Consider the following 21,302-nt stretch of genomic DNA (forward strand, 5'->3'; position numbering starts at 1 on the left):
GGAAGCGGGACTACTCGCCTGCTCTTGCCCTTGGGCTTCACGAAGGTCCACCCGCCGACGCGTTGAGGGGCATGAGGGCGCGTGCTTGGTGCAGCCGGGTTCGCAGAACTTCGGGCACTTGCCGCCGTGCCGGTTGCACGAGGCCGGACACCGCTGCTTGACGCAGGTGTGCCGCCGTCCGGACGTTCGCTTCGCCTTGGGGCAGTCGGCCGGGCACGGATACCGGTGGAGAGCGCGCCCGCAGGCGTGCGGATCTGCACAGCCGTGCCGATAACGCTGGTGCTTGATCTGCCAGAAGATCCGGAGCTGTCCCCGCTTGAGATCCACGTACTTCCACCGCAGGCCGAGCGCCTCACATTGCCGAAGACCGAGCGCGAGCGCCACCGACCAGCGCGTACCGTTCCGGCGATCCTTGGCGACGTCAAGGGCGGCGCTCCGCGCCGCCTCGCGGCCCTGCGCCCGCTCGGCGGCCGGGCATGCGGCCTGGGGGCCGGTCCCGGCCGCCGGCAGCTCGGGCCGCCCGCCGCACGAGCAGGTGCCGTGTGACCGCGTCGGTCAGCGGTTGAGCCCCTTGCGGTAGCGCAACTTCCTGATTGGCAGGACCTCACTGCGGTCAACGACGAGCGCACCATCGTGGCGCCAGCCATTTCGCTCGTAGAAGGAGCGTGCTCGCGTGTTCCCTTCCAGAACCCAAAGGGTTGCCTCGGCGTATCCAGCCGATCCCATAGCGTCGAGGACAGCGGTGATCAGTGTTTTGCCCACGCCAGTGCCCCAGACATCGGGGAGCGTGTAGATCGAGCCGATCATGCCCACCTGCACGGAGTCGTCGTCCTCGTCGTCAGTGGGATAGAAGCGCGAGTATCCAACAACGTGGTCAGTCTGCTCAACGAGCAACGTGCATTGCCGCGCGCCCCCGCCGCGGGTCAGCAAGCTTTCCCACGTCTTCGTCAGCGTCTCGTGGTCGAGACCGTCCAGGTAATCGTCCGACAGAAGCCCACGGAAGGCCGCACGCCATGATGTCCTCTGGACCCTGGCCAGGGCCGGGGCATCTTGCTGCGTGGCGAGTCTGATTCGATGTGTCACGTGGTCTTCTCCCATGGCGTCGTCTCTCCGCGTGCTCGCAGACGCTAGCCGTGACCGGGGCGGACGCAAATCGGTTGTTCTCTCGCTCAGCCCACCTTCGTTCCCGCGGCCCTTACGCTCGCCTTGCTGCGGCCGATCGCGGTACGTGGTTGGGGGCGATCGCCGGGCCGGGACTTCGTGGGACTTCGTCCCTCAGCCCCGGCCCAACGGAATGCCGTGGGTTGCACTTCGGGTTGCGGTACGGGCCTGTCCGGAGCGGTTCAACATGGACTGGACAGGCCAGCTGGCCTGCACTGAACTGTCCTGAACCATGATCGGCCGAGCTATTAATCCGTCGGTTCAGGGTTCGAGTCCCTGGCGCCCCACCTGCGAAAACAGCCCTGCAAGAGTGATCGTTAAGGGCTGTTGACGGCTACGGTTGACGGCAACGTCCTACGCGAGTCCCCCGAGCGCCTTTTCCAGCTTGTCGAGTGCTGTCGCCTGGTGCTCGGGCAGCACGTGAGCGTAGGTGTTGATGGTCAGCACGATCGTGCGGTGGCCGAGGATCTCCATGATGGTCCGGGTGTCCACGCCCTGTGCGAGCAGGATCGTCGCACAGGTGTGCTGGAGGTCGTGCAGCCGTACCCGCCGGATGCCCGCCGCGTCGCACACGGCCCGGAAGTGCCGGTAGAGGTTCTCCAGCTCGACGGCGGTCCCGATGTGCGTGGTGAACACCAGGCCGTGCGGGTTGTTCCAAGCGCCTCACCGCGCCGGAGGCCGACGCCCAGAGCCACGGCGTACACCGCGTAGAACCGGCCCTTGCGCGCCTGCCGGAGGAACTGCTTGGCATCGTCAGAGGACTGGATCTCCGGCCTCTCGACGGTGCCCAGTTGGACATTCGTCGCGATCTTGCGAAGCGCCAGATCTTCACGGACCGCCTGAGCGAGCGCGGCCCGGAGCAGGGCGTGAAGGTACTGCACCGTCCGGGACGACGGCCCTTGTTGCAGCACTTCCCGACAGCGCAGCACCGCTGCTGCTTCTCCGGGTCCTTGTGCCGCTTCGGCCGCTTCGCGTCGTGCCCCTGTAGGCAGCACTGACACGCCTTGGACACCTTCACGAGCCACGTCCGGATGTCCTGGGCCTTCAGCTTCTTGAGCTGCTTCTTGCCGAGCCCAGGGGTCAGGTACAGCCGCACGTACCTCTCGTACCACCGGTACGTGGACGGCCGGACCTTGGGCTTGGCGACCTGTTCGAGCCAGTACGTCAGGTAGACGCCGAGGCGTCTTGGGCACCTTGACGGTGTCGATCCGGTCCATGGGGTTGGCCTGCAGAAGGTAGTGGCGGACCGCCCTCGGCAGAAGGAGGCGAGGGCGCCAGGAACGAGGTCGGCGTTGGCGGCGTTCCCGCTCGCCAACGACACCGCCGGAAGCCTGCCGCGTCCGACACCGAAAATCTATGTTCGCCGCAGTAGACAATTGTGTCCGCTGGGGCTACTGTTTCTCGCATCGTAAGGAACGGTTCGGCCGGGCGGCGGAAGTACTGGCACCACGATGAACTGCCCGGAGCAAGACGAAGTTGGAAGTTGACAGCAGAAGGTCGGACGTGACGGGCCAGCGCAGTGTTCAGGGGCCCTGATCGTGGACGCGCTGCCGCAGGTGAAGCCGGACAGTGGTCCGGAAAGAGAGATGAAGGGAGTGTTGACGCCATCAGGATCGCCCGTAGCCGGCTGAGTCTCGCCGCTCGGGTACCGCAGTTCCACAGATTGGAAGGTGGTCTACGGTCACGCATCCGCGATCCCCGCACCCCCGCCGCTCAGTACGGCGGACGCGGAAACAATGAACCGGCCAGATGGCCGGTAGATGGTGTTGAACTCTTCGGGGCCCCGGCGCGACAGGTGCCGGGGCCCCCTGTGCGCGTGATGGAAAGGAATCTATGGATCAACCTCGCTCGGCTGCCGAGGACGACACACTCGCTCACGGCAAGACTGCGGACACGGCCGGCTCCAGGGCTGGATTCAGCGCCGAAGACCGGTTCGATGATGATGACTACCCCGCCTACAGCATGGGCGCGGCCGCGGAGATGCTCGGTGTCAGTCCCGCGTTCCTGCGGGCCCTGGGTGCCGCGAAACTGATCGAGCCGAAACGCTCCAGCGGCGGCCACCGCCGCTACTCCCGCTACCAGCTGCGGCTGGCCGCGCGCGCCCGGGAACTCGTCAATCAGGGCACTCCTGTGGAAGCCGCCTGCCGGATCATCATCTTGGAAGACCAGCTCGCCGAGGCGCTGCGCATCAACAACGCGCGCGACCGCCCGGCCGGACATTAGCACCGGCGGTGAGGAGACCCGGGCACCGTGAAGCTGACCGGGTCTTGGTGTGCAGCTTGGCGACATGGACGCGCTTTTTGTCGCCGGCCCAACATCTCCCGGCTACGTGCCTCCTACCAGGCGTGATGACCTTTCACACGCTGTCGATCACTGGTATTGAGGAGCTGTGCGGCTGTGATTGACATCCCGTGCCGCCGATTCTCGTGCGGCAGCGATGCAGCAGCCGGAAACGTATCAGGGCTCGCACCGGTGAAGGTGCGAGCCCTGCTACGTGGCGCTACTTCGTCAGGCGGGAACGATGTTCTCGGCCTGAGGGCCCTTCTGGCCCTGGGTGACATCGAAGGCCACCCGCTGGCCATCGCGCAGCTCGCGGTAGCCGCCCTGAGAGATGATGTTCGAGTAGTGCGCGAAGACGTCGGCGCCGCCGCCGTCCTGCTCGATGAAGCCGAAGCCCTTTTCCGCGTTGAACCACTTCACGGTGCCAGAAGCCATGTTGATCTCCTCTTGATAGGCGTAGCCGAAATCCGCACTGTCACGAATCCCGCGTTGCCGCGATAGGCCCACACCCGGAGAAGACCGGAAAACAAAAATGCACCTGAGGCTACATACCGTCAGGTGCACACAAGTTCATCATGGGTACCACAACTGCAACTACGTCCAGCCTAGCACATGTGATACGCATATCCCACCGCCATCCGCCTGGATGCCGCTGGGCGGCGGCTCGCGCCGTCCGCCGCACACCAGCACGCCGCACCCAAGCGCCCCTCGGGCAGGCGCTGCGCCGCCACCATCAGGTGATGCAGACTTCACGCCCGCCGCCGTCCGGGCGTGCGGCTCTCCGGCCGGTCCCGGACGTCGGCGGCTCGGGCCGCCCCGCCGTAGCCAGCGCCACGCCGTACCGACCGAACTCGCCGACCACACACGCCCCGTCGCCCACCGCTCCGCCGCCGGCCCAACCGCTTCGCGGCCCTTCGGGCGCCTACGCGCAACGCTCCCCGGCTTCAGGTGGAGGGCCGAGGGGTCTGAGCTTGAATACGCCTCCGGCGGGGGCACTCCGGCCCCGAGGTGATCGCCGAGCACGAGCACGGGCCTGTAGGTAGCGGGACTGATCGCCGGCGCTGTGACCGAAACGTTCACCGTGGTTCACAGTCTCCGCGTGGGGGCGAACCTCAGCTTTTGACGGCCTCTGCGATCTGCAGCGCTACCTGGGCGGGTGTTAGGTGCGTGGTGTCGACGACCTCGGCCTCGCCGTGTAGCCACGTGCGGGCCGCCTCGGCGTAGGGCTCAAGGTATCTGAGACGGAAGGGGGAGGGGCGGGAGCCGAGAAGAGTGTCCCCCTCGATGCGCCTGCGGAGGGTGTCTTGGTCAGCATGGAGGACGAAGTGCCGTATGGGGATGGCATGTTGGGCGAGGCCCGTGCTGATCTCGCGCCAGTACTGCTCGACCAGGACAGTCATGGGCATCACCAGAGTGCCGCCGGTGTAGTCGAGTACGAGGCGGGCGGTCTCGACTACGAGTGGCCGCCACGGCGGCCAGTGCTGGAAGTTGTCGGTCGCCGGCAGCCCCGGCGTGATGTCCATGAGTGTCTCGCCTACCTTCTCGGCGTCGAACACCCGTGAATTAGGGATCAGTTGTTGCACGAGTGCCGCGGTCGTCGTCTTGCCTGCGCCGTGGGTGCCGTTAAGCCATACGATCACGGAGCCCGATGCTAGTGCTGTCCGGGCCGTGGGCACGGACGCCGAGAAACAGGTCCTGCCGTGGCGGATGGCATGACCACCCATGGTGATCGTTTCTGGTAACAGCACTACGGATGTCCCGCCGGAGAAAGGCTTGCTGCGGTGTCGCGTCGGCGGCCGTGTCAGCACGGCAACGGGGTGGTGTCAGCGCTTCCGGCGATCGTTGACGCCATGAACAGATCAGCAAGCGCTTCCTCGCGGTCGCGGGCACTCCCGCCACCCCACAGCGATCGAGCCCCCTGAGGCATGACGGACTCGCCCACGGACAGCGACCAGGCCGCTCCCACATGCACAGCTATTTAGTGTTGCTAGGTACCAGTACTCGGTGTTACTTTGTACCAGTAGCTAGCGCCACCAAGTAGCCGAAGGCGCCATCCGGACAGCACCGGGCCCGGGAAGGGCATCGATTCGCCGGCGCCATCGCACGCGCCGCCGGCGAGAACCCCGAAAGAGAAGACAGGACCAAGCGATGACGACAGAACAAGCCCCGGCGATCCAGGTGCACGGCCTGGAGAAGTCGTACAAGGAACTCAAGGTGCTGCGCGGCGTGGACTTCACCGTGGCGCGCGGCAGCATCTTCGCCCTGCTCGGCTCCAACGGAGCGGGCAAGACCACCGCCGTGAAGATCCTGTCCACGCTGCTCAAGGCCGACGCCGGCACCGCACGCGTGAACGGCTTCGACGTCGCCACCCAGGCCGCCGACGTACGCGAGTCGATCAGCCTCACCGGACAGTTCGCCGCCGTCGACGAGATCCTCACGGGGCGGGAGAACCTCGTGCTGGTCGCCCGCTTACGGCACCTCAAGGATCCCGGCAAGATCGCTGACGACCTGCTCGCCCGCTTCTCGCTGACCGACGCGGGCGCCCGGAAGGCGTCGACGTACTCCGGTGGCATGCGCCGCCGCCTCGACATCGCGATGAGCCTCATCGGCAACCCGCCGGTCATCTTCCTTGACGAACCGACCACCGGGCTCGACCCCCAGGCGCGCATAGAGGTGTGGCAGGCCGTTAAGGAGCTCGCCGAGAACGGCACCACGGTGCTGCTCACCACGCAATACCTGGACGAGGCCGAACACCTCGCCGACCGGATCGCGATCCTGCACGAGGGCCGGATCATCGTCAACGGCACCCTCACCGAGCTCAAGCAGCTCCTCCCGCCCGCCAAGGTCGAGTACGTCGAGAAGCAGCCGACCCTCGAGGACGTCTTCCTCACCCTCGTCGGCACGAAGTCATAAGGAAACCACGATGAACAAGCATTTCTTCGGCGACACCACCGTCCTGCTGGGACGCTCCCTGCGCCACATCACCCGCAGCCCCGACACCATCATCACGACCGCGATCATGCCGATCGCCATGATGCTGATGTTCGTCTACGTCTTCGGCGGCGCGATCAGAACCGGATCGGGCTCGTCGTACGTGAACTACATGCTGCCCGGCATCCTGCTCATCACGGTCGCCTCGGGCATCGCCTACACCGCGTACCGGCTGTTCATGGACATGAAGGGCGGCATCTTCGAGCGCTTCCAGTCGATGCCGACCGCGCGGTCGTCGGTGCTGTGGGCGCACGTGCTGACCTCGCTGGTCGCCAATCTGGTCTCGCTCGTGGTGGTGATGCTCGTGGCCCTGCTCATGGGCTTCCGCTCGGGGGCGGGCCTGCTGGCCTGGCTGTCGGTCGGCGGAATCCTGATCCTCTTCACCCTGGCGCTGACCTGGATCGCCGTCATACCCGGCCTGTCGGCCAAGACGATGGAGGGCGCGAGCGCATTCTCCTACCCGCTCATCTTCCTGCCGTTCCTCAGCTCGGCGTTCGTGCCCACCGACACCATGCCCACCGTGGTGCGCGTCTTCGCCGAGAACCAGCCCGTGACCTCCATCGTCAACGCCATCCGCAACCTGTTCGCCGAGCAGCCGGTCGGCGACGACATCTGGATCGCCCTGGCCTGGTGCATCGGCATCCTCGTCGTCGCGTACGTCTTCGCCATGAACACCTACCGCCGCAAGATCTCCTAGGGAGCAGCGCGGTTGCTCTGACGAGAACCGCGCTTCCCCTACCCGTCTCGCGCCGCCGGCAGTATGCCCGGCCACGAGCCGGGGCAGGTCAGGCCCCAGCGCACCACTACTCCGTGGTACGGTATAGCACTACCCGGTACCACCGAGTACTAGGGGGACGGAAGAGGACCCACTGTGGACAACCTGACGGAGATGCTGAAGGGCACGCTCGAGGGTTGCGTGCTCGAAATCATCGGTAGCGAGGAGACCTACGGGTACGCCATCACGCGCCGGCTGAACGAACTCGGCTTCGCGGACGTCGTCGAGGGGACGGTTTACACCATCCTGCTGCGACTGGAGAAGAACGGGCTCGTCCAGGTGACGAAACGACCGTCCGAACAGGGCCCGCCGCGCAAGTTCTATGCCCTCAACGACGCGGGGCGCAAAGAACTCGAGACGTTCTGGGCGAAATGGGAGTACATCACATCGCGGATCGACAAGCTCAAGGAGGGTGGAAAATGAACTTCTGGGAGACCATTACAGGCAGCGATCTCACCCGGGAGTGGAAGGCGTTCGAAGCCCGTGCCGAGGCATTGCCGGCCGACTACCGGGCAGCCTGGGAAGAGATCAAGGGCCATCTTTCTCTCTACGGAGACTTCACAGGTCGAAAACTGATGCCGATTCTCGATGGTGCTCTGGGGCTGCTCGAAGAGACGGCGTCCGACGGGCAGAGCATTCACGAGGTGCTGGGTGACGACATCCCCGGCTTTTGCGCGGCACTGGCCGGCGGAGCAGGTGCTCGAAGCTTTCGCGACCGGTGGCGCGAGCAGCTGAACAGGAACGTCGCAAGGAAATTGGGCCGGCTAGGAGGCTGACGTGGGCATCCACGACATCATCGAGGGCAAGAAGCAGTGGCGGGCGCACATGGCCCGCGTCAAGGCGCTTCCGCCGGACTACCAGATCGTCTACAAGGAGATTCAGCGGTACTTCTTCAAGGTCGGACCGGTCGGACTGGCTGACGGGTCCCTGCTCTCGGGGATCGTCGATTTCTTCGAGGAGGGCGTCGAGGCCGGCAAGGGAGTCCTCGAACTCATCGGCACCGACGTCGCCGCCTTCTGCGACGACCTGATCAAGGACTCGCGCACCTACGCGGACATCTATCAGGAGTCCATCAGCGGGAAATCCGGAACGGCCGAAAAGTAGCACCTTTCAAAACCGGCGGACGCCTTGACCAGCCTGCGTGCCCACAGATAACTGCAGCACCTCGCCCTGCCTCCGCCAATCCGTGACCGGTCAGCCCTTCCGGATGTCGTGTTCCCTGAGCGGGGATCTGTCGCCGACAAGCCACAGATGGCCGAACGGGTCGATGAAGCCGCCCTGCCGGTGAACGCCCCACGGCGCCTCGTGGTCGCGGATCTCGTCGACGCTGCCGTCCGCTCCCGCCGCGACGGCGCGCTCGATGAAGCTGTCGGGATCATCCACGAAGACCTCGACGCGTACCGTTCTGGAGCCGAGGACGGCGGGGGTGTCCCAGTTGTTGTTCGCAGGTTCACCCAAGAAGAACGGGGCGCCCTCGACGGTGAGTCCCACCACGCCGCCGAGGTTCCACAGCTCGTTGGCCCCGAGCGCCTGGGCGTACCATCGCGCCGCGGCTGAGGCGTCAGGCACGGCGAGCATCAGCGAAATGACGGGAGGGTGGGCTTCGGCTGCCATCGGGTTTCCTGCCTTTTGTCGGGGTAAGGGGCCCTGATCGCGCCCGTCGAGTCTGACACGGTTCGGAGTCCCCGGAGCGCCTTTCAGCGTGTCGAGGCGGTCGCCCAATGCGCTGGGAACTCGTGATCGTGGGTCTCATGGCCGCTGGCGCTCCGCGCTCGCTCGGCTGGCGATCAGGTGTCGTAGGAGCCATCCCACGGCTCGTAGAACCCGATGTGGTTGGGGTAGTACTCGACGTGGCCATCGCCGTCTTCGGCTTTGTCCGTCTCGTCTATGAGACCGAAGATGCAGTCGTGGGCGTCGACGCGGAAGAGACGAACGGCGATGTCCCGGTACTCGACGTCCTGCAAGCGGGCCAGCATCCGTCGCAACGCCTGATCTGCCTCGGTACCGTCCGCGAACGGACTGATCTCAGAGCCGAGGTGCCCGCCGTCGCGGTCGAACAGATGAAGGATCGCGAACCAGGGCCCCGGCATCGGCTCACCGTTCTCATCACGCCAGGGCCACTCGCCCACCTCTTCGTGAGCCCCGACTGGCCATCCCCTGCACACCCCTCCGAAGAACAGGCCTCCAGCGTGAGTGCCGATGGTGTCGGTGTGGTAGTCGGGCTCGTACGAGATGGGGATCAGCTCAGGTACCGGCATGGCAGCGACAGTAACCCCGGCCGGCGACATTTCCCGGCAAGACGCGCGCCCGACCTGCCTACGGCGACTGACACCGCTGTCCCGTGTTTCGGCCGGGACGTCACACTTCCTCCCCGAAGGTTCTCTCAGGAGGCATGACCGTTCCCGTACGCGTACAGCGAGCGAGCCGTCGTCCACCGGCTCGTCTCCGCGGGTGAGCCCTCGATGCCGACCGCCTACGTCGTCACCGCTCTGGTGACCATCGCCTTCAACACGTTCTCCGGATTCGCGGCCATGACCCGCTTCGCGCCGATCATGCGTACCCTCGGTCCCGCGCTCGCCCGAGCCGGCGTGCCCGAATCGTGGCTGGTCTGGCCGATCGGCGCGCTGAAGGCCCTGGGCGCGCTGGGACTCACGCTCGGTCTGCTCGGCGTGCCCCTCCTCGGGACCGCCGCCGCCGCGGGGCTCGTCCTCTACTTCGTCTGCGCCCTCTACACCCATCTGCGCGTCGGCGACTTCTCACCCCAGTTCTACCTGGCGATCGTGTTCCTCGGCCTGGCGGTCGCCACACTGGCGCTCGATCCCGCCCTCGTGCTGCGCGAGTATCCGTACCGGCAAGGAGTCGCATGATGTGTGAAACCCCCGCCGCCGACGCCTCCGAGGTGTTCGCCGGCCACCGCGAGTTGTTGTTCTCCATCGTCTACAACATGCTCGGCACGGTCGGCGACACCGAGGACGTGCTTCAGGAGACCTGGCTGGCGTGGGCGGCACGAGATGTGGCCGGCATCGGCAACCCCCGGGCGTACCTGGTGCGCGTCGCGGTCAATCAGGCTCTCGCCCACCAGAGCGCGTTGCGCCGGCGCAAGGAGACCTACCTCGGCCCATGGCTGCCGGAACCGCTGGTCACCGACCCCGACGCCGCGGAGCCCGCCGTACGGGCGGAGTCCGTGTCGATCGCGCTGCTGGTGGTCCTGGAGACGCTCACCCCACTGGAGCGGGCCGTGTTCGTCCTGCACGAGGTCTTCGCCTACCAGCACACCGAGATCGCCGCCATGCTGGACCGCAGCCCGGCCGCGATCCGGCAGATCGCCCACCGGGCACGCGAACACGTCCAGGCGCGGCGCCCGCGCGCCCGGGTCGACCGTCGTACGCACCGGGAGGTGACGGAGCGTTTCGTCGAGGCGGCGTTCGGCGGCGACCTGCCCGCGCTGATGGAGATGCTCGCGCCCGACGTCGTCCTGTGGCCGGATGGCGGAGGCAAATCGGCGGCGGGCGGGCCTCGTCCGATCCGCGGCCGCGACAAGGTCGCCCGGTTGGTCGTGGCCAACGCACGCGGCGGCGTAGACGTCCGGTACCACCACGTCAACGGCGACCCCTCGGTGGTGATCTTGACGGAGGGCGCACCCCTCGCGGTGATGGTGCTCGACCTTGATGCCGGCGGGGAGCAGGTACGCGACATCTACGTGGTCAGCAATCCCGACAAGCTGGGATCCGTCCCCGGCCACGCCGCGGGATGAGGTCCGCAGCTCCCGGCAGCAGCCCCCGTCGCAAGGCCCGCCACCCCCTTCATGAGTCTGGTGATGACAGAGAGTCCCTACTCCTGGCACGCTGCCCGATCATGGGAATCTTCTACGACTACTTCAGGGCTGCCACGGACGACGAAGCCGCGGCCGTCTGCGACTGGCCGGCAGGTCCCACCTGCCCGCCCCCTGGCACCGAGCCGAAAGACAGCGTCGAACTCAAAGGCATCGATCCACACGTGATGATGGGAACCCTTGAAGCGCTGCTCACCGTAAGCCGTTACGAGGACATCGCCGATCGGTCCAGGCACGCCGCGACTTTGCAGCACAGTGACGACGGACACCAGGGCCTCTTCACCATCACCGATGAATTCACCACGGCACTCGCCACCGCCGGCGATGAGCAGATCCGAGCCGTGGCACACCCCTGGTCACAGACAGAAGAGTTCTGGGGCAACGCAGACCCGGCTGAACTCAGCGAGGCGCTTTACGAGTTGCGTGACCTGGCGGTGCAAGCCAGGCAGCACGAACATCACCTGTACTGCTGGATGTCTCTCTGAACACCACAGCAGACCTGAGTTACGAGCAGGCCTCCGACTCGACCGACGAACGCTGACGGTCCCCTGCATGGTCGAGGGGGGCGAGGAGACCACAGGCTTGCTCGATGTCTCCCGATTCGATCAGATCACGGATGGCAGCCGCCATTTCCTCGAAACCGACATTCCTGATGATGATCAGATCGGAGCACCAGAAGTAGCGGCCGCCAAGGGACTCACCGGTGCGTGCGTTCTTATCTATGACCTTCTGAATCACGTCCACCGTCATGAAGGTCGCGTACCGGCGGGAGCCGTCGGGAAAGGTGATCGTGACGTCCGCCTCATCGGCCGTGTCCGGCCCATAGCCTTCCCAAGCCGGAATGGTCATCTCGAACAGAGGGTCAGCGATCGTGTAGAAGGTCCCGTCGAAACTGATCAACGCTCCGCCTCCTCGATCCTCTCCGGCCACACCACGATGGCGGCTGACACCGAGGCGACGCAACAGCGCCCAACCCCATACCGATCCGTCTGCGGCTCGGGGCTGCTCAGCCGACGCCGACAGTCTGGCGCTCGGGCTCGATCACGATCACGACGCGCTCCTGCCCTCGGGGGTACGGCACGCCGGTGTACTTCATGGCGAGCCGGTCGATGATCTCCCAGGCCGCGTCGCCCTCGATCCATTCGACGGCCCTCCCGCGGACGACTACGGGTTCGAACGGGTTGTCCACGGGCGCGATGGACAGCGCCAGCCGGGGGTCGCGGCGCAGGTTGCGTGCTTTGCGCACCTCCGGGCCGGTGAAGAAGACGATCCGGTCATCGAGGGTGCCGATGTAGACGGGAGCCGAGTGGGGCGAGCCGTCCGGGAGGACGGTGGCGAGGTGCGCGATCGACGTGCCGTCGAGGACGCGGCGCACAGTGGGGTCGAGCATGGGTGTACTCCTTCAGCGGGGGTTGTCTGCGCGCCGCGCGACGTGGTCGGCGACCGCCACTCCGAGGTCCACGCGGGCGGTGGGGGCGCCGATCATGCCCAGCTCTCCCGTGACGCCACCTCGTAGTGGAGGTGGGTCACGCCGGGGGCCGGGACGGCCTCCAGCAGGCGGAGGCGCACGTGCTCCGGGAGCTCCTGGAAGAACCTGCGACCGCCGCCCAGCAGAACGGGCACCTGGTGGAGGACCACCTCGTCGACGAGGCCCGCGTGCAGCGCGGACGTCACCACGCCGCCGCCCATGAGGGCGACGTCCTTTCCCCCGGCGGCCTCGCGTGCCGCCGCGATCGCGTCCTCGATGCCGGTGGTGATCAGGGTCTGCGTCTCGCCGATCTCCGGCACCGGCCGATGGCTGACGACGAACAGCGGGGCCACCGGGTGCGGGCTGCCGCCTCCAAAACGGTCGGAGTCCTCGTAGGTGTTGCGCCCTGCCACGACCGCCCCCACCCGGGCGGCGAGGGTGTCGAAGACGCGGGCACTGGGGCCGCTCAGCCGGAATCCCTCGGACACCCGGCTGGGCGTGTCGCCGTCGAAGTACCAGTCGAACAGCATCGTTCCGTCGCCCAGGCCGCGCCCGGCGCCGGGGTCGCGCCCGGTGATGTATCCGTCCACCGACACCGCGAGGGCGCTGAAGACCTTGCTCATCGTGCCGACTCCTTTTTGGGTTCCTTGAAGAGACTCCACGACCATAACAGTCGGAGTTCCTTCAGGGAACCCCAATTGCTAGACTGCTCTCATGCAACGCACGAAGTTCGGGGAGATGGCCTGCTCGATCGCGCGCACCCTAGACGTGATCGGGGAGCCGTGGTCGCCGCTGATCCTGCGTGACGTGTGGGTCGGCATGCGCCGGTTCGACCAGCTTCAGGCCGACCTCGGGATCTCGCGCAAGGTGCTGACCGAGCGGCTCAGCCACCTCGTCGACCAGGGCGTGCTCGAGCGCCGTCCCTACGACCAGCGGCCGCGCTACGAGTACCACCTGACGGCCAAGGGCGCCGAGCTGGTCGACCTGCTCATGGTCATGGCCGGCTGGGGGGACCGGTGGCTCGCGGGAGAGGCCGGGCCGCCCGTGCTCTACCGCCATCACGCGTGCGGGGAGATCAGCCATGTCGACCTGCGCTGTGCCCACTGCGGTGAGCCGATGCACGGGGGCGACGTCGACCCGCTGCCAGGCCCCGGCGCGGCCGTCTGACCAAACCCGCCCAGACCCACACGGGATCGGCGCTACGACGGACCCTCGGCCGGTTCCGTCCGGTAGATGTCGGCCGCGTCGGGCACTGTGGACACGCCCAGTTCCTCCGCCAGACTCGGCAACGCCGAAGCCGCGACGCGCGGATCGTGGCGGCCGTCGGCGGTGAAGTACGGTGCGACGTAGCGCTCGTAGTGCCGGCGGGCCTCCGTCTCGGTGAGGCTCGGAATGAGGGCGTTGACGTACCGCACAGCGAGATCCGGCTCGTCGTGGATGGTGCGCAGGGCTCGGCGGTTGGCCCGTACGAGAGCCTGTACCGCCGGGTCGTCCACCGGTGTGTGGGTGGGGTCCACGGCGATCCCCACGGTGGGCGTCCTGAAGTGGTCCCCGACGAAGGCCATCAGCCGCAGGCCGTTCTCCCGGACCGTGACCTCGGGGGCGAGGGTGCTGCCGACGAACGCCGCGTCGAGGGAGCCCTCGGCGAGCCGGCGGAGGTGGCGGCCGTAGTCGCCGGGTGTCATGACGACCGGCCGGACGTCACGGTCCGGATCGATCCCGTGCCTCCTGAGCACGATCCGGGACAGGCACCCGGGCGCGGTCGCCGGCGGGTGGATGCCGATCCTGCGGCCCCTCAGCTCCTCGACCGACGCGTAGACGTCCCGGGCGAGCAGCCAGAACAGCGGGCGGTGGGTGTTCACGCACAGGACCGTCCACGGGACGCCGTCGGTGATGCGCGACAGCACCGCCCGGGCCAGGCCGATCGTGGCGGTCCGCCGGACGCGTTCGCCGTCCCAGGCGCATCCGTCGCGCAGGGCGACGTGGACCCCCTCCTGCTCGTAGTAGTTCTGCTGGTCGGCGACATAGGCGACCAGTTCCTCGTGGATCCCCCGCCCGACGAAGGTCAGGTCGATGATGTGCACTGCGAGGACCCCCTCCGGGGTTACGTCAACATCAGGATAGGAAACCGCAGCTCAACGCCGCCCGGCGCGTCCCTGCCGGCCTCTGATCCACGGCGTCCGCACCACGGCCGACGCGAGGCTCCTGTGCGCCCGTCGCGCCGATCTCGATCCCCCGGGCGGCGGAACACCTCTTTTCCGGGGGCTCGTCAAGATTTTGCCCGCACCATTCGTACGGCCCCCATGGGCGGGCGTTGACGCGGACCGGCAGGGAAGACATCAACGATGTCGCCGGACCGCATTCGGCTTTCCGCCGAGAGCGCTCGAGAGCGTTCGAGAGCGCGGAGAGCCGCCGGGAGGTCGAGCCCGATGCTGGATCTGACGTTGGACGAGAACGAGGACATCTACAAACGCGTGCTCTTCTTCCTGATGGACAACCCCGACGAGTGGCGTCAGCGCTCGATCGAGCACATTGAGCTGTCCAGTGCTCTGTGGTCCGAGCGGGAGCGGGAAATCGACGTGAAGCCGCTGAAAGCCGTACTGGCCGATTTCGGGTTGACCGGCGACGACTCGGTGCGACTGGTGCTTCCGATAACCCTACTGCCCAAGATCCCGCTGATCGATCTGTCGATCACGGTCGCCGGGGCGCCGGTGTACCGCGTCTCCGGCGGTCTGGCCGGTGAGCTGCAGGCCGAGTACATCCTCCATCTCGTCGAGGAGGCGGGCGTCGCGCCGGGCCGTACGTCCGAGGGGCGCGACGCGGAGGCGGAACTCGGAGAGTTGCGGGAGTTCCTCGCGGAGATGTTCGGGCTCGCCCCAGGCCCGTGGATAGGCTTCCTCGCCCGGACCGGTAAATACGGCCAACGGCGGATCAGAAAATACCGGCACAAGCTCGGGAACGCGTGCGCGTACTTCTTCACCGAGTGGCCGCGGCTGTACAGATACCTCTTGGACGGCCTCAAGGACTGCGAACTCCACTGGTACCTGACGTACGACATGTACCGGACCTGGTGCGGGAAGGCGGCGGACATCCGCAGGATCGTCAGGACGGAGGTAGCGCCGCACAACGAGAGCGTCGCCGAGAATCCGCTCATCGCACTGCCGAGCTTCGTCAAACACGGCGGCCTGTCGCGTGCCGTGAAGGCCGCCGCGGACCCGGGCAAGACCTTCGAGGAGAAGTGCCGGAGCCTGGAAGACGAGGTGAACGTACTGCTCGAGAACCTTCGCACCATGCTCGACGAGGCGGCGCGGAAGGCGGCGGACATCGAGACGTCCACCTTCTGGTCACGCAGGCGCGCCCAATGGAGCCTGGTCGAACGGCGGCTGCGTGCGAGACCCGGGCGGCCTCGATGTGAGGAGCAGGACGTCTCCGCGTCGTCCCCCGGCGAAGGGGGCTCGGCGCGCACCGCCGACGGCGAAGCGCGTGCCGCCTGCCGCGGGACGCGTGCCGCCGACCGCGAAGCGTGCACCGCCGACCGGAGAGCGTGGACCGCCGACCGCGAAGTGCGTGCCGCGGCCCGCAGGCTCGTCACCGCCTACGCGGGATACGGACGTCGCTGGGAGCTGTTCGCGGAGTGTGTCGTGCCCCTCGGCGACTCGTTCATCATCACGGTGTCCGATCGGCGGGCGATCTACTTCTCGCACCCGCGAAAGGGCGGGCGGGAGCTGCAGAAACCGTGGTTGACCAGCTCCACCGCCTGGGAGTGGGTGATGTTCAAGGACGCCGTGTCGAGCCACCTCAACATCAGGGTCACCGACACCAGCGTCGAGCTCGGCAAGTGCGAGCTCCGCGGGGAAAGCCGCAACCTCACAGAACGCACGGTCGTCGATCATCTCTACAACACCGAGGAGCTGTTCTCGGCCTACTCCGGCAGCAGGAGACGTCCCGAGCGCGTCTGGATCAAATGCCCGCTCCGGCCCGCGCACTTCATCCGCCGGGCACACTGGCTGGTCATCGCGGGAACGGCGGCGGCGCTGCTCACTCTCCTCCGGCTCGTGGACCTCTCGTGGTCGTGGCCGGCGCCGGCCGTCTGGTGGTGGCCCCCGTCGTGGTGGCCTCCGCTCGTGGTACGGCGGGACATTCCCGGGCAGTTCCTGTCCTTGCTCCTGTTGCCGACGACCTTCGCGGTGTCGCTGCTTCTCGTCCGGGAGTCCTCGACGTTGAGCGGCCACGCCACGAGGCGGAGGAAGGTGCTCCTCCTGCTGTTCTTCGCCGTACTGTGGGGTCTGGCGCTCTGGCTGCTGGCCACGGGACACGTCGTACACCCGCACGAACCGGGCGCACTGGTCGGCCCACGAGGCGGAGCGCCTCAGGCGTGAGGTCCCTGAGGGGATACCCATCGAGCCCGTGGCCCGGCGGCGGCGCCGGTCGGCCACGGGCCCGAGGGGCCGTTCACCTATCACGGGCTCGTGCAGGTGAGGGTCGGCGTCGCGGCGGCGCCGTTGACGGTGAAGCCGAAGGTCGTGGTGGCGTTCGCGACGAGGCCGCCATGAGCCGATCCTTGGCCGCCCGCCGCTCTCCGGTGAAGGCATCGCTCCCCGCGCCACGTGCGGACGTACCGCGCGTGGGCCGCGGCCGATCGACGAGACGACCGAGGAGGAATGGCACGCCACCCTGGACGCCAACCCGACCTCGGCCTTCCTCGTGGTCAAGAGCTTCCTGCCCGGCATGCGGGAGCGCGGCCGCGGGTTCGTCATCACGATGTCGTCGCTCGCCGCCCGCACGCCGACCCCCGCCTCGGCGGCCTACACGGCGGCCAAGGCCGGGATCGTCGCACTGACGCGGCAACTGGCGCACGAGCTCGGCCCGTACGGCATCCGGGTCAACTGCGTCACCCCATCGACGATCATGACGGATCGTCTCGAGGGGCGGATGCCGGAGGGGTTCAGGAAGCGGGTGCTCGCCGGACATCCGCTCGGCCGCCTCGGCACCCCGCTCGACGTGGCCGAGGTGACGGCCTTCCTCTCCTCCGACGCGTCCTCCTGGCTGACGGGCCTCACGATCGACGTCGCCGGCGGCAGATGGATGCCGTGACCCGGCGACGGGCCGCCCGCCGTGCGGGAGTCAGCGGGCCGGATGCGCGACGAGGATCTTCTCGAGTCTGCTCACCACGGGCTTCCAGGTCGCGGGCAGGGTGTAGCGGACGGCCCGGTGGCCCTTGTAGGCCAGGCCGTACCGGATGAAGTCGGCCCCCGGCGGCCGGGCCTCCGAGCGGCCGAGGCGCAGGTGCTTCAGCGAGCCGCGCAGGCCGCGCCACTCCGCGGCGGTCAGGCAGGTGCGGACGGTCGGGCCGGTACGGCGGCTCAGGGCGGCGCAGCCGTCGGTGTAGACGGTCACGCGGTTGTCGAGCCCGGCGAAGCCGCCCTCCTCCCGCAACGCGACGAGCGGCTTCCGCGGCGCGGCCGCCGCCCCGGCGGGAGCCGTGACGGCCAGGGCGGGCAGAACTGTCAGGACGGTCAGGGCCGCCGCCGGCGGCAGCGCGATCCGCGAGATCCTCATGCCCTCCACCATGCACCGCGACGCCCGGCGGTTCACCGTAAACGGCATTTCAGGTGCGGCGTTTACAGCCCGCACGCCCGAGGGGCGCCGATCGCGCGGGCGCGTCGTCCATTCGCAAGGCCCGGCTTCAATCCGAGAGGCCGGTGATCCGCACGGAACGCGCAAAGATCTGGGTTTTGACGGAGGCTTCGGGCAAACTTCTGCCATGAGTTCCCCCGAGCAGGCGCAGCCGATCACGATATGGGTGATGAGCGACGACCCCGGCGAGAAGGAACGGCTCGACGAGAGCCTCCAGCAACTCGCCACGGAGTTGCGCGAGGCCAACGGGGTGGTCCGCGTGCAGCGGGTGACGAAGGAGCCGCCGCCGGGCACCCGGGTCGGCGCCGTGATCGCCGACGGTGCCATGGTGGTCCTGCTGTACGCCTACGGCGTGCGGCCGGTGGCCTCCATCATCCGCGACTGGCTGCGCAGGCACGAGAAGAAGAAGGTCAGCATCGAGGAGCACGAGGACGGCAGGTTCCAGGCCGCCATCGTCGGCTACGACGAGAAGACGAGTCTCCAGCTCGCCGAACGCATCATGATCCGCAGCGAGCCCCGCCGGGCACAGGAGAACAACGGCGCCGATGACGCCCGAGAATGATCTGCGCGGGAGGCACGGCGCCCGTCGCGCGATAGCGGTCGCGGTCGGCCGTTATCGCGATCCCGCCTTTCCTGCCCTCGCCTCGCCCGTCGAGGACGCGAAAGCGATGGAGCGGGTGCTCACCGACGAGGATCTCGGCGGCTTCGATTCGGTGCGGCTTCTCCTGGATCCCTCCCGGGCGGAAGCCGAAGTAAGCATCTACGAGTTCTTCGCCAACGCGGATCCGGACGACTTCCTTTTCGCCTATTTCTCCGGCCACGGATTCGTCGACGAGCACAATCGCTATTTCCTCGTCATGGCCGACTCCGATCCCCGGCGCGCGCCGCTGACCGCGATCTCCGCCGAATGGCTCGCCGACTGCCTGCACGGGTGCCCGGCCGGCAGGGTCGTCGTGGTGCTCGACTGCTGCTACGCCGGGCGCTTCCTCGCGAGCATCCGCCCGCGGGGAGATGTCGAACGGGTGGTCATCGTCTCCACCAGCGCCGTCCAGCTCGCGCACGAGGGCGCGCCGGGCCCGGCGGGGCCCAAGCCGTCGGTGTTCGGCGCCGCCTTCTTCGACGGCATCGCGTCGGGCGCGGCCGACTTCGACGGCAACGGCTGGACCAGCGTCCGCGAGGCCTTCGACCACGCGGTGGAGAAGGTCAGGACGAGCGGCCACGAGCAGACGCCCAAGATGGCCGGGACGGTGACGGGCGACTTCTGGCTGTCCCGCTCACCCCGCAGGACCAGCGGGCTTCCGCAGGAGGTCGCCAACCTGGTAAACAGCCCGAACCCGCGGGCACGGCTGGCCGTCGTCGACGAGCTCGTGGCGCTGCTGACCGAGGGGGGCGGCGTCGAGACGGCGGCGGCCGAGGCCGCCCTGGTCGCCCTCCGCGCCGACCAGGACGAACAGGTCCGGCTCGCCTCCCGGCGCGCGCTCGCCGGGCGGAGCGTCGCGGCGAGCCTCGAACCGGTCAGCACGGCGTCGGCCGACCCCTACTGGTACCGCAAGGCCGTGTTCTACGAGATCCGCGTCCGGTCGTTCGCGGACGGCGACGGCGACGGGGTCGGCGACCTGCGCGGGCTCACCCGCAGGCTCGACTACCTGCAGTGGACCGGCGTCGACTGCCTGGTCCTGTCCTCGATCTTCGACTCTCCGCTCAGGGACGACGGGTACGACGTCAGCGACTTCACCGCGATCCACCCCGGCCTCGGGACCATCGGCGACCTCGTCGAACTCGTCGACGAGGCCCATCGGCGGCGCATGCGCGTGGTCCTCGACCTCGTGGTGAACCACACCAGCGACCACCACCGGTGGTTCCAGGAGTCGCGGGCCGGCCGCGAGGGGCCGTACGCCGACTTCTACGTCTGGCGGGACACGGCGGAAAGCGACGACCTGAACCTCCCGGCGAGCGAGACGGCCTCCGCTCAGTGGCGCTACGACCCGAGACGCCGGCAGTACTACTGGCACCGTTTCCAGCCGCACAGCCCGGACCTCAACTTCGACAACCCGGCCGTCCAGGAGAGCATGCTCAAGGTCGTCCGCTACTGGCTGGAGCTCGGCGTCGACGGCTTCCGCCTCGTCGCGGCGCCCTTCCTTTACGAGCGTGAGGGCGACGGAGAAGGCCTCAGCGAGACCCACGACTACATCCGGCGGATCCGCGAGGAGATCGACAAGGTCTACCCGGGCCGCATCTTGATAACCGAGGTCGGCTCGGAGCCCCGGGGAGCGGCCGGCTACTTCGGCGGGCCGGAAGAGGGCAGGGAATGCCACGTCGTCCAGTACGACTCCCTCGTCCCCCGTCTGCTGCTGGCGATGAGCCAGGAGAACCACACGCCTCTGTCGGAGGTGCTGAGGCAGGCCCCGCCGCTCCGGCCCGACTGCCAGTGGGGTCTGTTCCTGCGCAACGGCAACGAACTGTCGCTGACCGGGATCGATCAGGAGGCGCGCGACCGCCTGCTCAGGGCGTACGCGCCGAGCCCCGGCATGAGGACGTCCCAGGGCATCCGCCGGCGGCTGGCGGCGCTGCTGGAGAACGACCGCGCGCACCTCGAGCTTGCCTTCTCGCTGCTGCTGTCGATGCCGGGCGCGCCCTTCATCTACTACGGCGACGAGATCGCCATGGGCGACAACCTGGCGCTGTCCGGGAACCAGAGCGTGCGAACCCCCATGCAGTGGACGCCCGACAGGAACGCCGGCTTCTCCGCGAGCGAGCCCGAACGTCTCGCCCTGCCGGTCATCATGGACTCCGTCTACGGCTACCAGGCGACCAACGTCGAGGCCCAGCGGCGCAGCAGGTCGCTGCTGCGCTTCCTCCGCCGGCTCATCGAGGTGCGGCGGCTCAACCCGGCCTTCGCCGAAGGCGAGTTCCGGCTGGTGACGACGACCAACGCGGCCGTCCTCGCGTTCGTCCGGGTGCACCAGGGCGCGCACGTGCTGTGCGTCACCAACTTCTCCCGGCATGCGCAGGCCGCGCGCCTCGACCTGCGCGGCTACCTCGGCAGCATCCCGACGGAGCTGCTGGGGGGAGGACGCTTCCTGCGGGTGGAGGAGGCCATGTACCCGCTCACGCTGTCCGGCCACGGCTACTACTGGCTCTCGCTCTGACACGGCCGC

Annotated in this window: 25 protein-coding genes and 1 pseudogene; 14 read left to right on the forward strand and 12 right to left on the reverse strand. The window is 67.8% G+C overall.

The window, feature by feature from the left end; genetic code table 11:
• Positions 1-555: 555 nt before the first annotated feature.
• From MPTA5024_RS13095 to MPTA5024_RS44625, 3 genes and pseudogenes are all read right to left on the reverse strand, one after another.
• Entirely contained in the window at positions 556-1,083 is a 528-nt protein-coding gene (locus MPTA5024_RS13095; protein WP_198167141.1) for a GNAT family N-acetyltransferase, read from the reverse strand.
• A gap of 432 nt (positions 1,084-1,515) precedes the next feature.
• Entirely contained in the window at positions 1,516-1,797 is a 282-nt protein-coding gene (locus MPTA5024_RS13100) for a tyrosine-type recombinase/integrase (protein WP_051458124.1), read from the reverse strand.
• Between the two features lie 442 nt (positions 1,798-2,239).
• Positions 2,240-2,482: pseudogene (locus MPTA5024_RS44625) on the reverse strand (hypothetical protein); the annotation flags it as partial.
• Positions 2,483-3,123: 641 nt separating this feature from the next.
• Between MPTA5024_RS44625 and MPTA5024_RS13105 the strand changes: the two are divergent.
• Positions 3,124-3,384 (forward strand): helix-turn-helix domain-containing protein, encoded by a 261-nt coding sequence (locus tag MPTA5024_RS13105; protein WP_051458407.1) that lies wholly within the window; start codon positions 3,124-3,126, stop codon positions 3,382-3,384.
• A gap of 285 nt (positions 3,385-3,669) precedes the next feature.
• Here the strand turns inward: MPTA5024_RS13105 and MPTA5024_RS13110 are convergent, their stop codons facing one another.
• Together MPTA5024_RS13110 and MPTA5024_RS13115 are read right to left on the reverse strand one after the other, a co-directional pair.
• Positions 3,670-3,876: a cold-shock protein gene (locus tag MPTA5024_RS13110; RefSeq protein ID WP_036324202.1), complete on the reverse strand. Its 207-nt coding sequence runs from the start codon at positions 3,874-3,876 to the stop codon at positions 3,670-3,672.
• Positions 3,877-4,553: 677 nt separating this feature from the next.
• Positions 4,554-5,081: an AAA family ATPase gene (locus MPTA5024_RS13115; protein ID WP_036324204.1), complete on the reverse strand. Its 528-nt coding sequence runs from the start codon at positions 5,079-5,081 to the stop codon at positions 4,554-4,556.
• A gap of 508 nt (positions 5,082-5,589) precedes the next feature.
• Here MPTA5024_RS13115 and MPTA5024_RS13120 point away from each other — a divergent pair.
• From MPTA5024_RS13120 to MPTA5024_RS13140, 5 genes are all read left to right on the forward strand, one after another.
• On the forward strand, positions 5,590-6,354 hold the full coding sequence (locus MPTA5024_RS13120; RefSeq protein WP_036324206.1) for an ABC transporter ATP-binding protein: 765 nt from the start codon (positions 5,590-5,592) through the stop codon (positions 6,352-6,354).
• A gap of 10 nt (positions 6,355-6,364) precedes the next feature.
• The gene (locus tag MPTA5024_RS13125; RefSeq protein ID WP_036324207.1) at positions 6,365-7,129 is read left to right on the forward strand and encodes an ABC transporter permease; all 765 of its coding nucleotides are present in this window, start codon (positions 6,365-6,367) and stop codon (positions 7,127-7,129) included.
• A 174-nt stretch (positions 7,130-7,303) separates the two neighbouring features.
• Positions 7,304-7,630, forward strand: coding sequence for a PadR family transcriptional regulator (locus tag MPTA5024_RS13130; RefSeq protein WP_036324208.1), 327 nt, complete (start codon positions 7,304-7,306; stop codon positions 7,628-7,630).
• Positions 7,627-7,983 carry a DUF1048 domain-containing protein gene (locus tag MPTA5024_RS13135; protein ID WP_036324209.1) on the forward strand — a complete coding sequence of 119 codons (357 nt, stop codon included), beginning with the start codon at positions 7,627-7,629 and terminating at the stop codon, positions 7,981-7,983. The genes MPTA5024_RS13130 and MPTA5024_RS13135 overlap by 4 nt, the downstream gene beginning before the upstream one ends.
• A gap of 1 nt (position 7,984) precedes the next feature.
• Entirely contained in the window at positions 7,985-8,311 is a 327-nt protein-coding gene (locus tag MPTA5024_RS13140; protein ID WP_036324210.1) for a DUF1048 domain-containing protein, read from the forward strand.
• A gap of 90 nt (positions 8,312-8,401) precedes the next feature.
• Here MPTA5024_RS13140 and MPTA5024_RS13145 read toward each other — a convergent pair whose 3' ends face one another.
• The gene (locus MPTA5024_RS13145; protein WP_157099453.1) at positions 8,402-8,785 is read right to left on the reverse strand and encodes a VOC family protein; all 384 of its coding nucleotides are present in this window, start codon (positions 8,783-8,785) and stop codon (positions 8,402-8,404) included.
• A 209-nt stretch (positions 8,786-8,994) separates the two neighbouring features.
• Positions 8,995-9,465 (reverse strand): hypothetical protein, encoded by a 471-nt coding sequence (locus tag MPTA5024_RS13150; protein ID WP_055725768.1) that lies wholly within the window; start codon positions 9,463-9,465, stop codon positions 8,995-8,997.
• 204 nt (positions 9,466-9,669) lie between these two features.
• Here MPTA5024_RS13150 and MPTA5024_RS13155 point away from each other — a divergent pair, with 204 nt between their 5' ends.
• The 3 genes from MPTA5024_RS13155 (at position 9,670) to MPTA5024_RS13165 (ending at position 11,524) form a co-directional block, all read left to right on the forward strand.
• The gene (locus MPTA5024_RS13155) at positions 9,670-10,074 is read left to right on the forward strand and encodes a DoxX family protein (protein WP_036324214.1); all 405 of its coding nucleotides are present in this window, start codon (positions 9,670-9,672) and stop codon (positions 10,072-10,074) included.
• Positions 10,074-10,961 carry an RNA polymerase sigma factor SigJ gene (gene sigJ, locus MPTA5024_RS13160; RefSeq protein ID WP_036324215.1) on the forward strand — a complete coding sequence of 296 codons (888 nt, stop codon included), beginning with the start codon at positions 10,074-10,076 and terminating at the stop codon, positions 10,959-10,961. The genes MPTA5024_RS13155 and sigJ overlap by 1 nt, the downstream gene beginning before the upstream one ends.
• A gap of 101 nt (positions 10,962-11,062) precedes the next feature.
• Positions 11,063-11,524: a hypothetical protein gene (locus MPTA5024_RS13165; RefSeq protein ID WP_036324216.1), complete on the forward strand. Its 462-nt coding sequence runs from the start codon at positions 11,063-11,065 to the stop codon at positions 11,522-11,524.
• A 19-nt stretch (positions 11,525-11,543) separates the two neighbouring features.
• Here MPTA5024_RS13165 and MPTA5024_RS13170 read toward each other — a convergent pair whose 3' ends face one another.
• The 3 genes from MPTA5024_RS13170 to MPTA5024_RS13180 all read right to left on the reverse strand — a co-directional run bounded on the left by MPTA5024_RS13170 (position 11,544) and on the right by MPTA5024_RS13180 (position 13,130).
• A complete protein-coding gene (locus MPTA5024_RS13170) occupies positions 11,544-11,939 on the reverse strand; it encodes a hypothetical protein (protein WP_051458125.1) in 396 nt (131 codons plus the stop codon).
• Between the two features lie 106 nt (positions 11,940-12,045).
• Positions 12,046-12,429 carry a PPOX class F420-dependent oxidoreductase gene (locus MPTA5024_RS13175; RefSeq protein WP_036324218.1) on the reverse strand — a complete coding sequence of 128 codons (384 nt, stop codon included), beginning with the start codon at positions 12,427-12,429 and terminating at the stop codon, positions 12,046-12,048.
• Between the two features lie 92 nt (positions 12,430-12,521).
• Entirely contained in the window at positions 12,522-13,130 is a 609-nt protein-coding gene (locus tag MPTA5024_RS13180) for a dihydrofolate reductase family protein (RefSeq protein WP_036324219.1), read from the reverse strand.
• A gap of 91 nt (positions 13,131-13,221) precedes the next feature.
• On the opposite strand from MPTA5024_RS13180, the gene MPTA5024_RS13185 reads away from it, so the two are divergent.
• The gene (locus MPTA5024_RS13185) at positions 13,222-13,674 is read left to right on the forward strand and encodes a winged helix-turn-helix transcriptional regulator (protein ID WP_036324221.1); all 453 of its coding nucleotides are present in this window, start codon (positions 13,222-13,224) and stop codon (positions 13,672-13,674) included.
• Between the two features lie 32 nt (positions 13,675-13,706).
• On the opposite strand, the gene MPTA5024_RS13190 is transcribed toward MPTA5024_RS13185, so the two are convergent.
• Positions 13,707-14,591, reverse strand: coding sequence for an ABC transporter substrate-binding protein (locus MPTA5024_RS13190; protein WP_036324222.1), 885 nt, complete (start codon positions 14,589-14,591; stop codon positions 13,707-13,709).
• A 345-nt stretch (positions 14,592-14,936) separates the two neighbouring features.
• Between MPTA5024_RS13190 and MPTA5024_RS13195 the strand changes: the two genes are divergently transcribed.
• Together MPTA5024_RS13195 and MPTA5024_RS13200 are read left to right on the forward strand one after the other, a co-directional pair.
• Entirely contained in the window at positions 14,937-16,886 is a 1,950-nt protein-coding gene (locus MPTA5024_RS13195; protein ID WP_036324224.1) for a hypothetical protein, read from the forward strand.
• A gap of 259 nt (positions 16,887-17,145) precedes the next feature.
• Positions 17,146-17,601: an SDR family NAD(P)-dependent oxidoreductase gene (locus MPTA5024_RS13200; RefSeq protein WP_269750610.1), complete on the forward strand. Its 456-nt coding sequence runs from the start codon at positions 17,146-17,148 to the stop codon at positions 17,599-17,601.
• Positions 17,602-17,631: 30 nt separating this feature from the next.
• Here the strand turns inward: MPTA5024_RS13200 and MPTA5024_RS13205 are convergent, their stop codons facing one another.
• Positions 17,632-18,066 carry a hypothetical protein gene (locus tag MPTA5024_RS13205; RefSeq protein WP_157099454.1) on the reverse strand — a complete coding sequence of 145 codons (435 nt, stop codon included), beginning with the start codon at positions 18,064-18,066 and terminating at the stop codon, positions 17,632-17,634.
• A gap of 205 nt (positions 18,067-18,271) precedes the next feature.
• Between MPTA5024_RS13205 and MPTA5024_RS13210 the strand changes: the two genes are divergently transcribed.
• Positions 18,272-18,706 carry a hypothetical protein gene (locus MPTA5024_RS13210; RefSeq protein WP_157099455.1) on the forward strand — a complete coding sequence of 145 codons (435 nt, stop codon included), beginning with the start codon at positions 18,272-18,274 and terminating at the stop codon, positions 18,704-18,706.
• On the forward strand, positions 18,690-21,293 hold the full coding sequence (gene treS, locus MPTA5024_RS39585; protein WP_084369681.1) for a maltose alpha-D-glucosyltransferase: 2,604 nt from the start codon (positions 18,690-18,692) through the stop codon (positions 21,291-21,293). Before MPTA5024_RS13210 ends, treS begins: the two co-directional genes overlap by 17 nt.
• Positions 21,294-21,302: the final 9 nt, after the last annotated feature.

The sequence above is a fragment of the Microbispora sp. ATCC PTA-5024 genome (genome assembly GCF_000511135.2).
Classification (GTDB): Bacteria; Actinomycetota; Actinomycetes; order Streptosporangiales; family Streptosporangiaceae; genus Microbispora; species Microbispora corallina.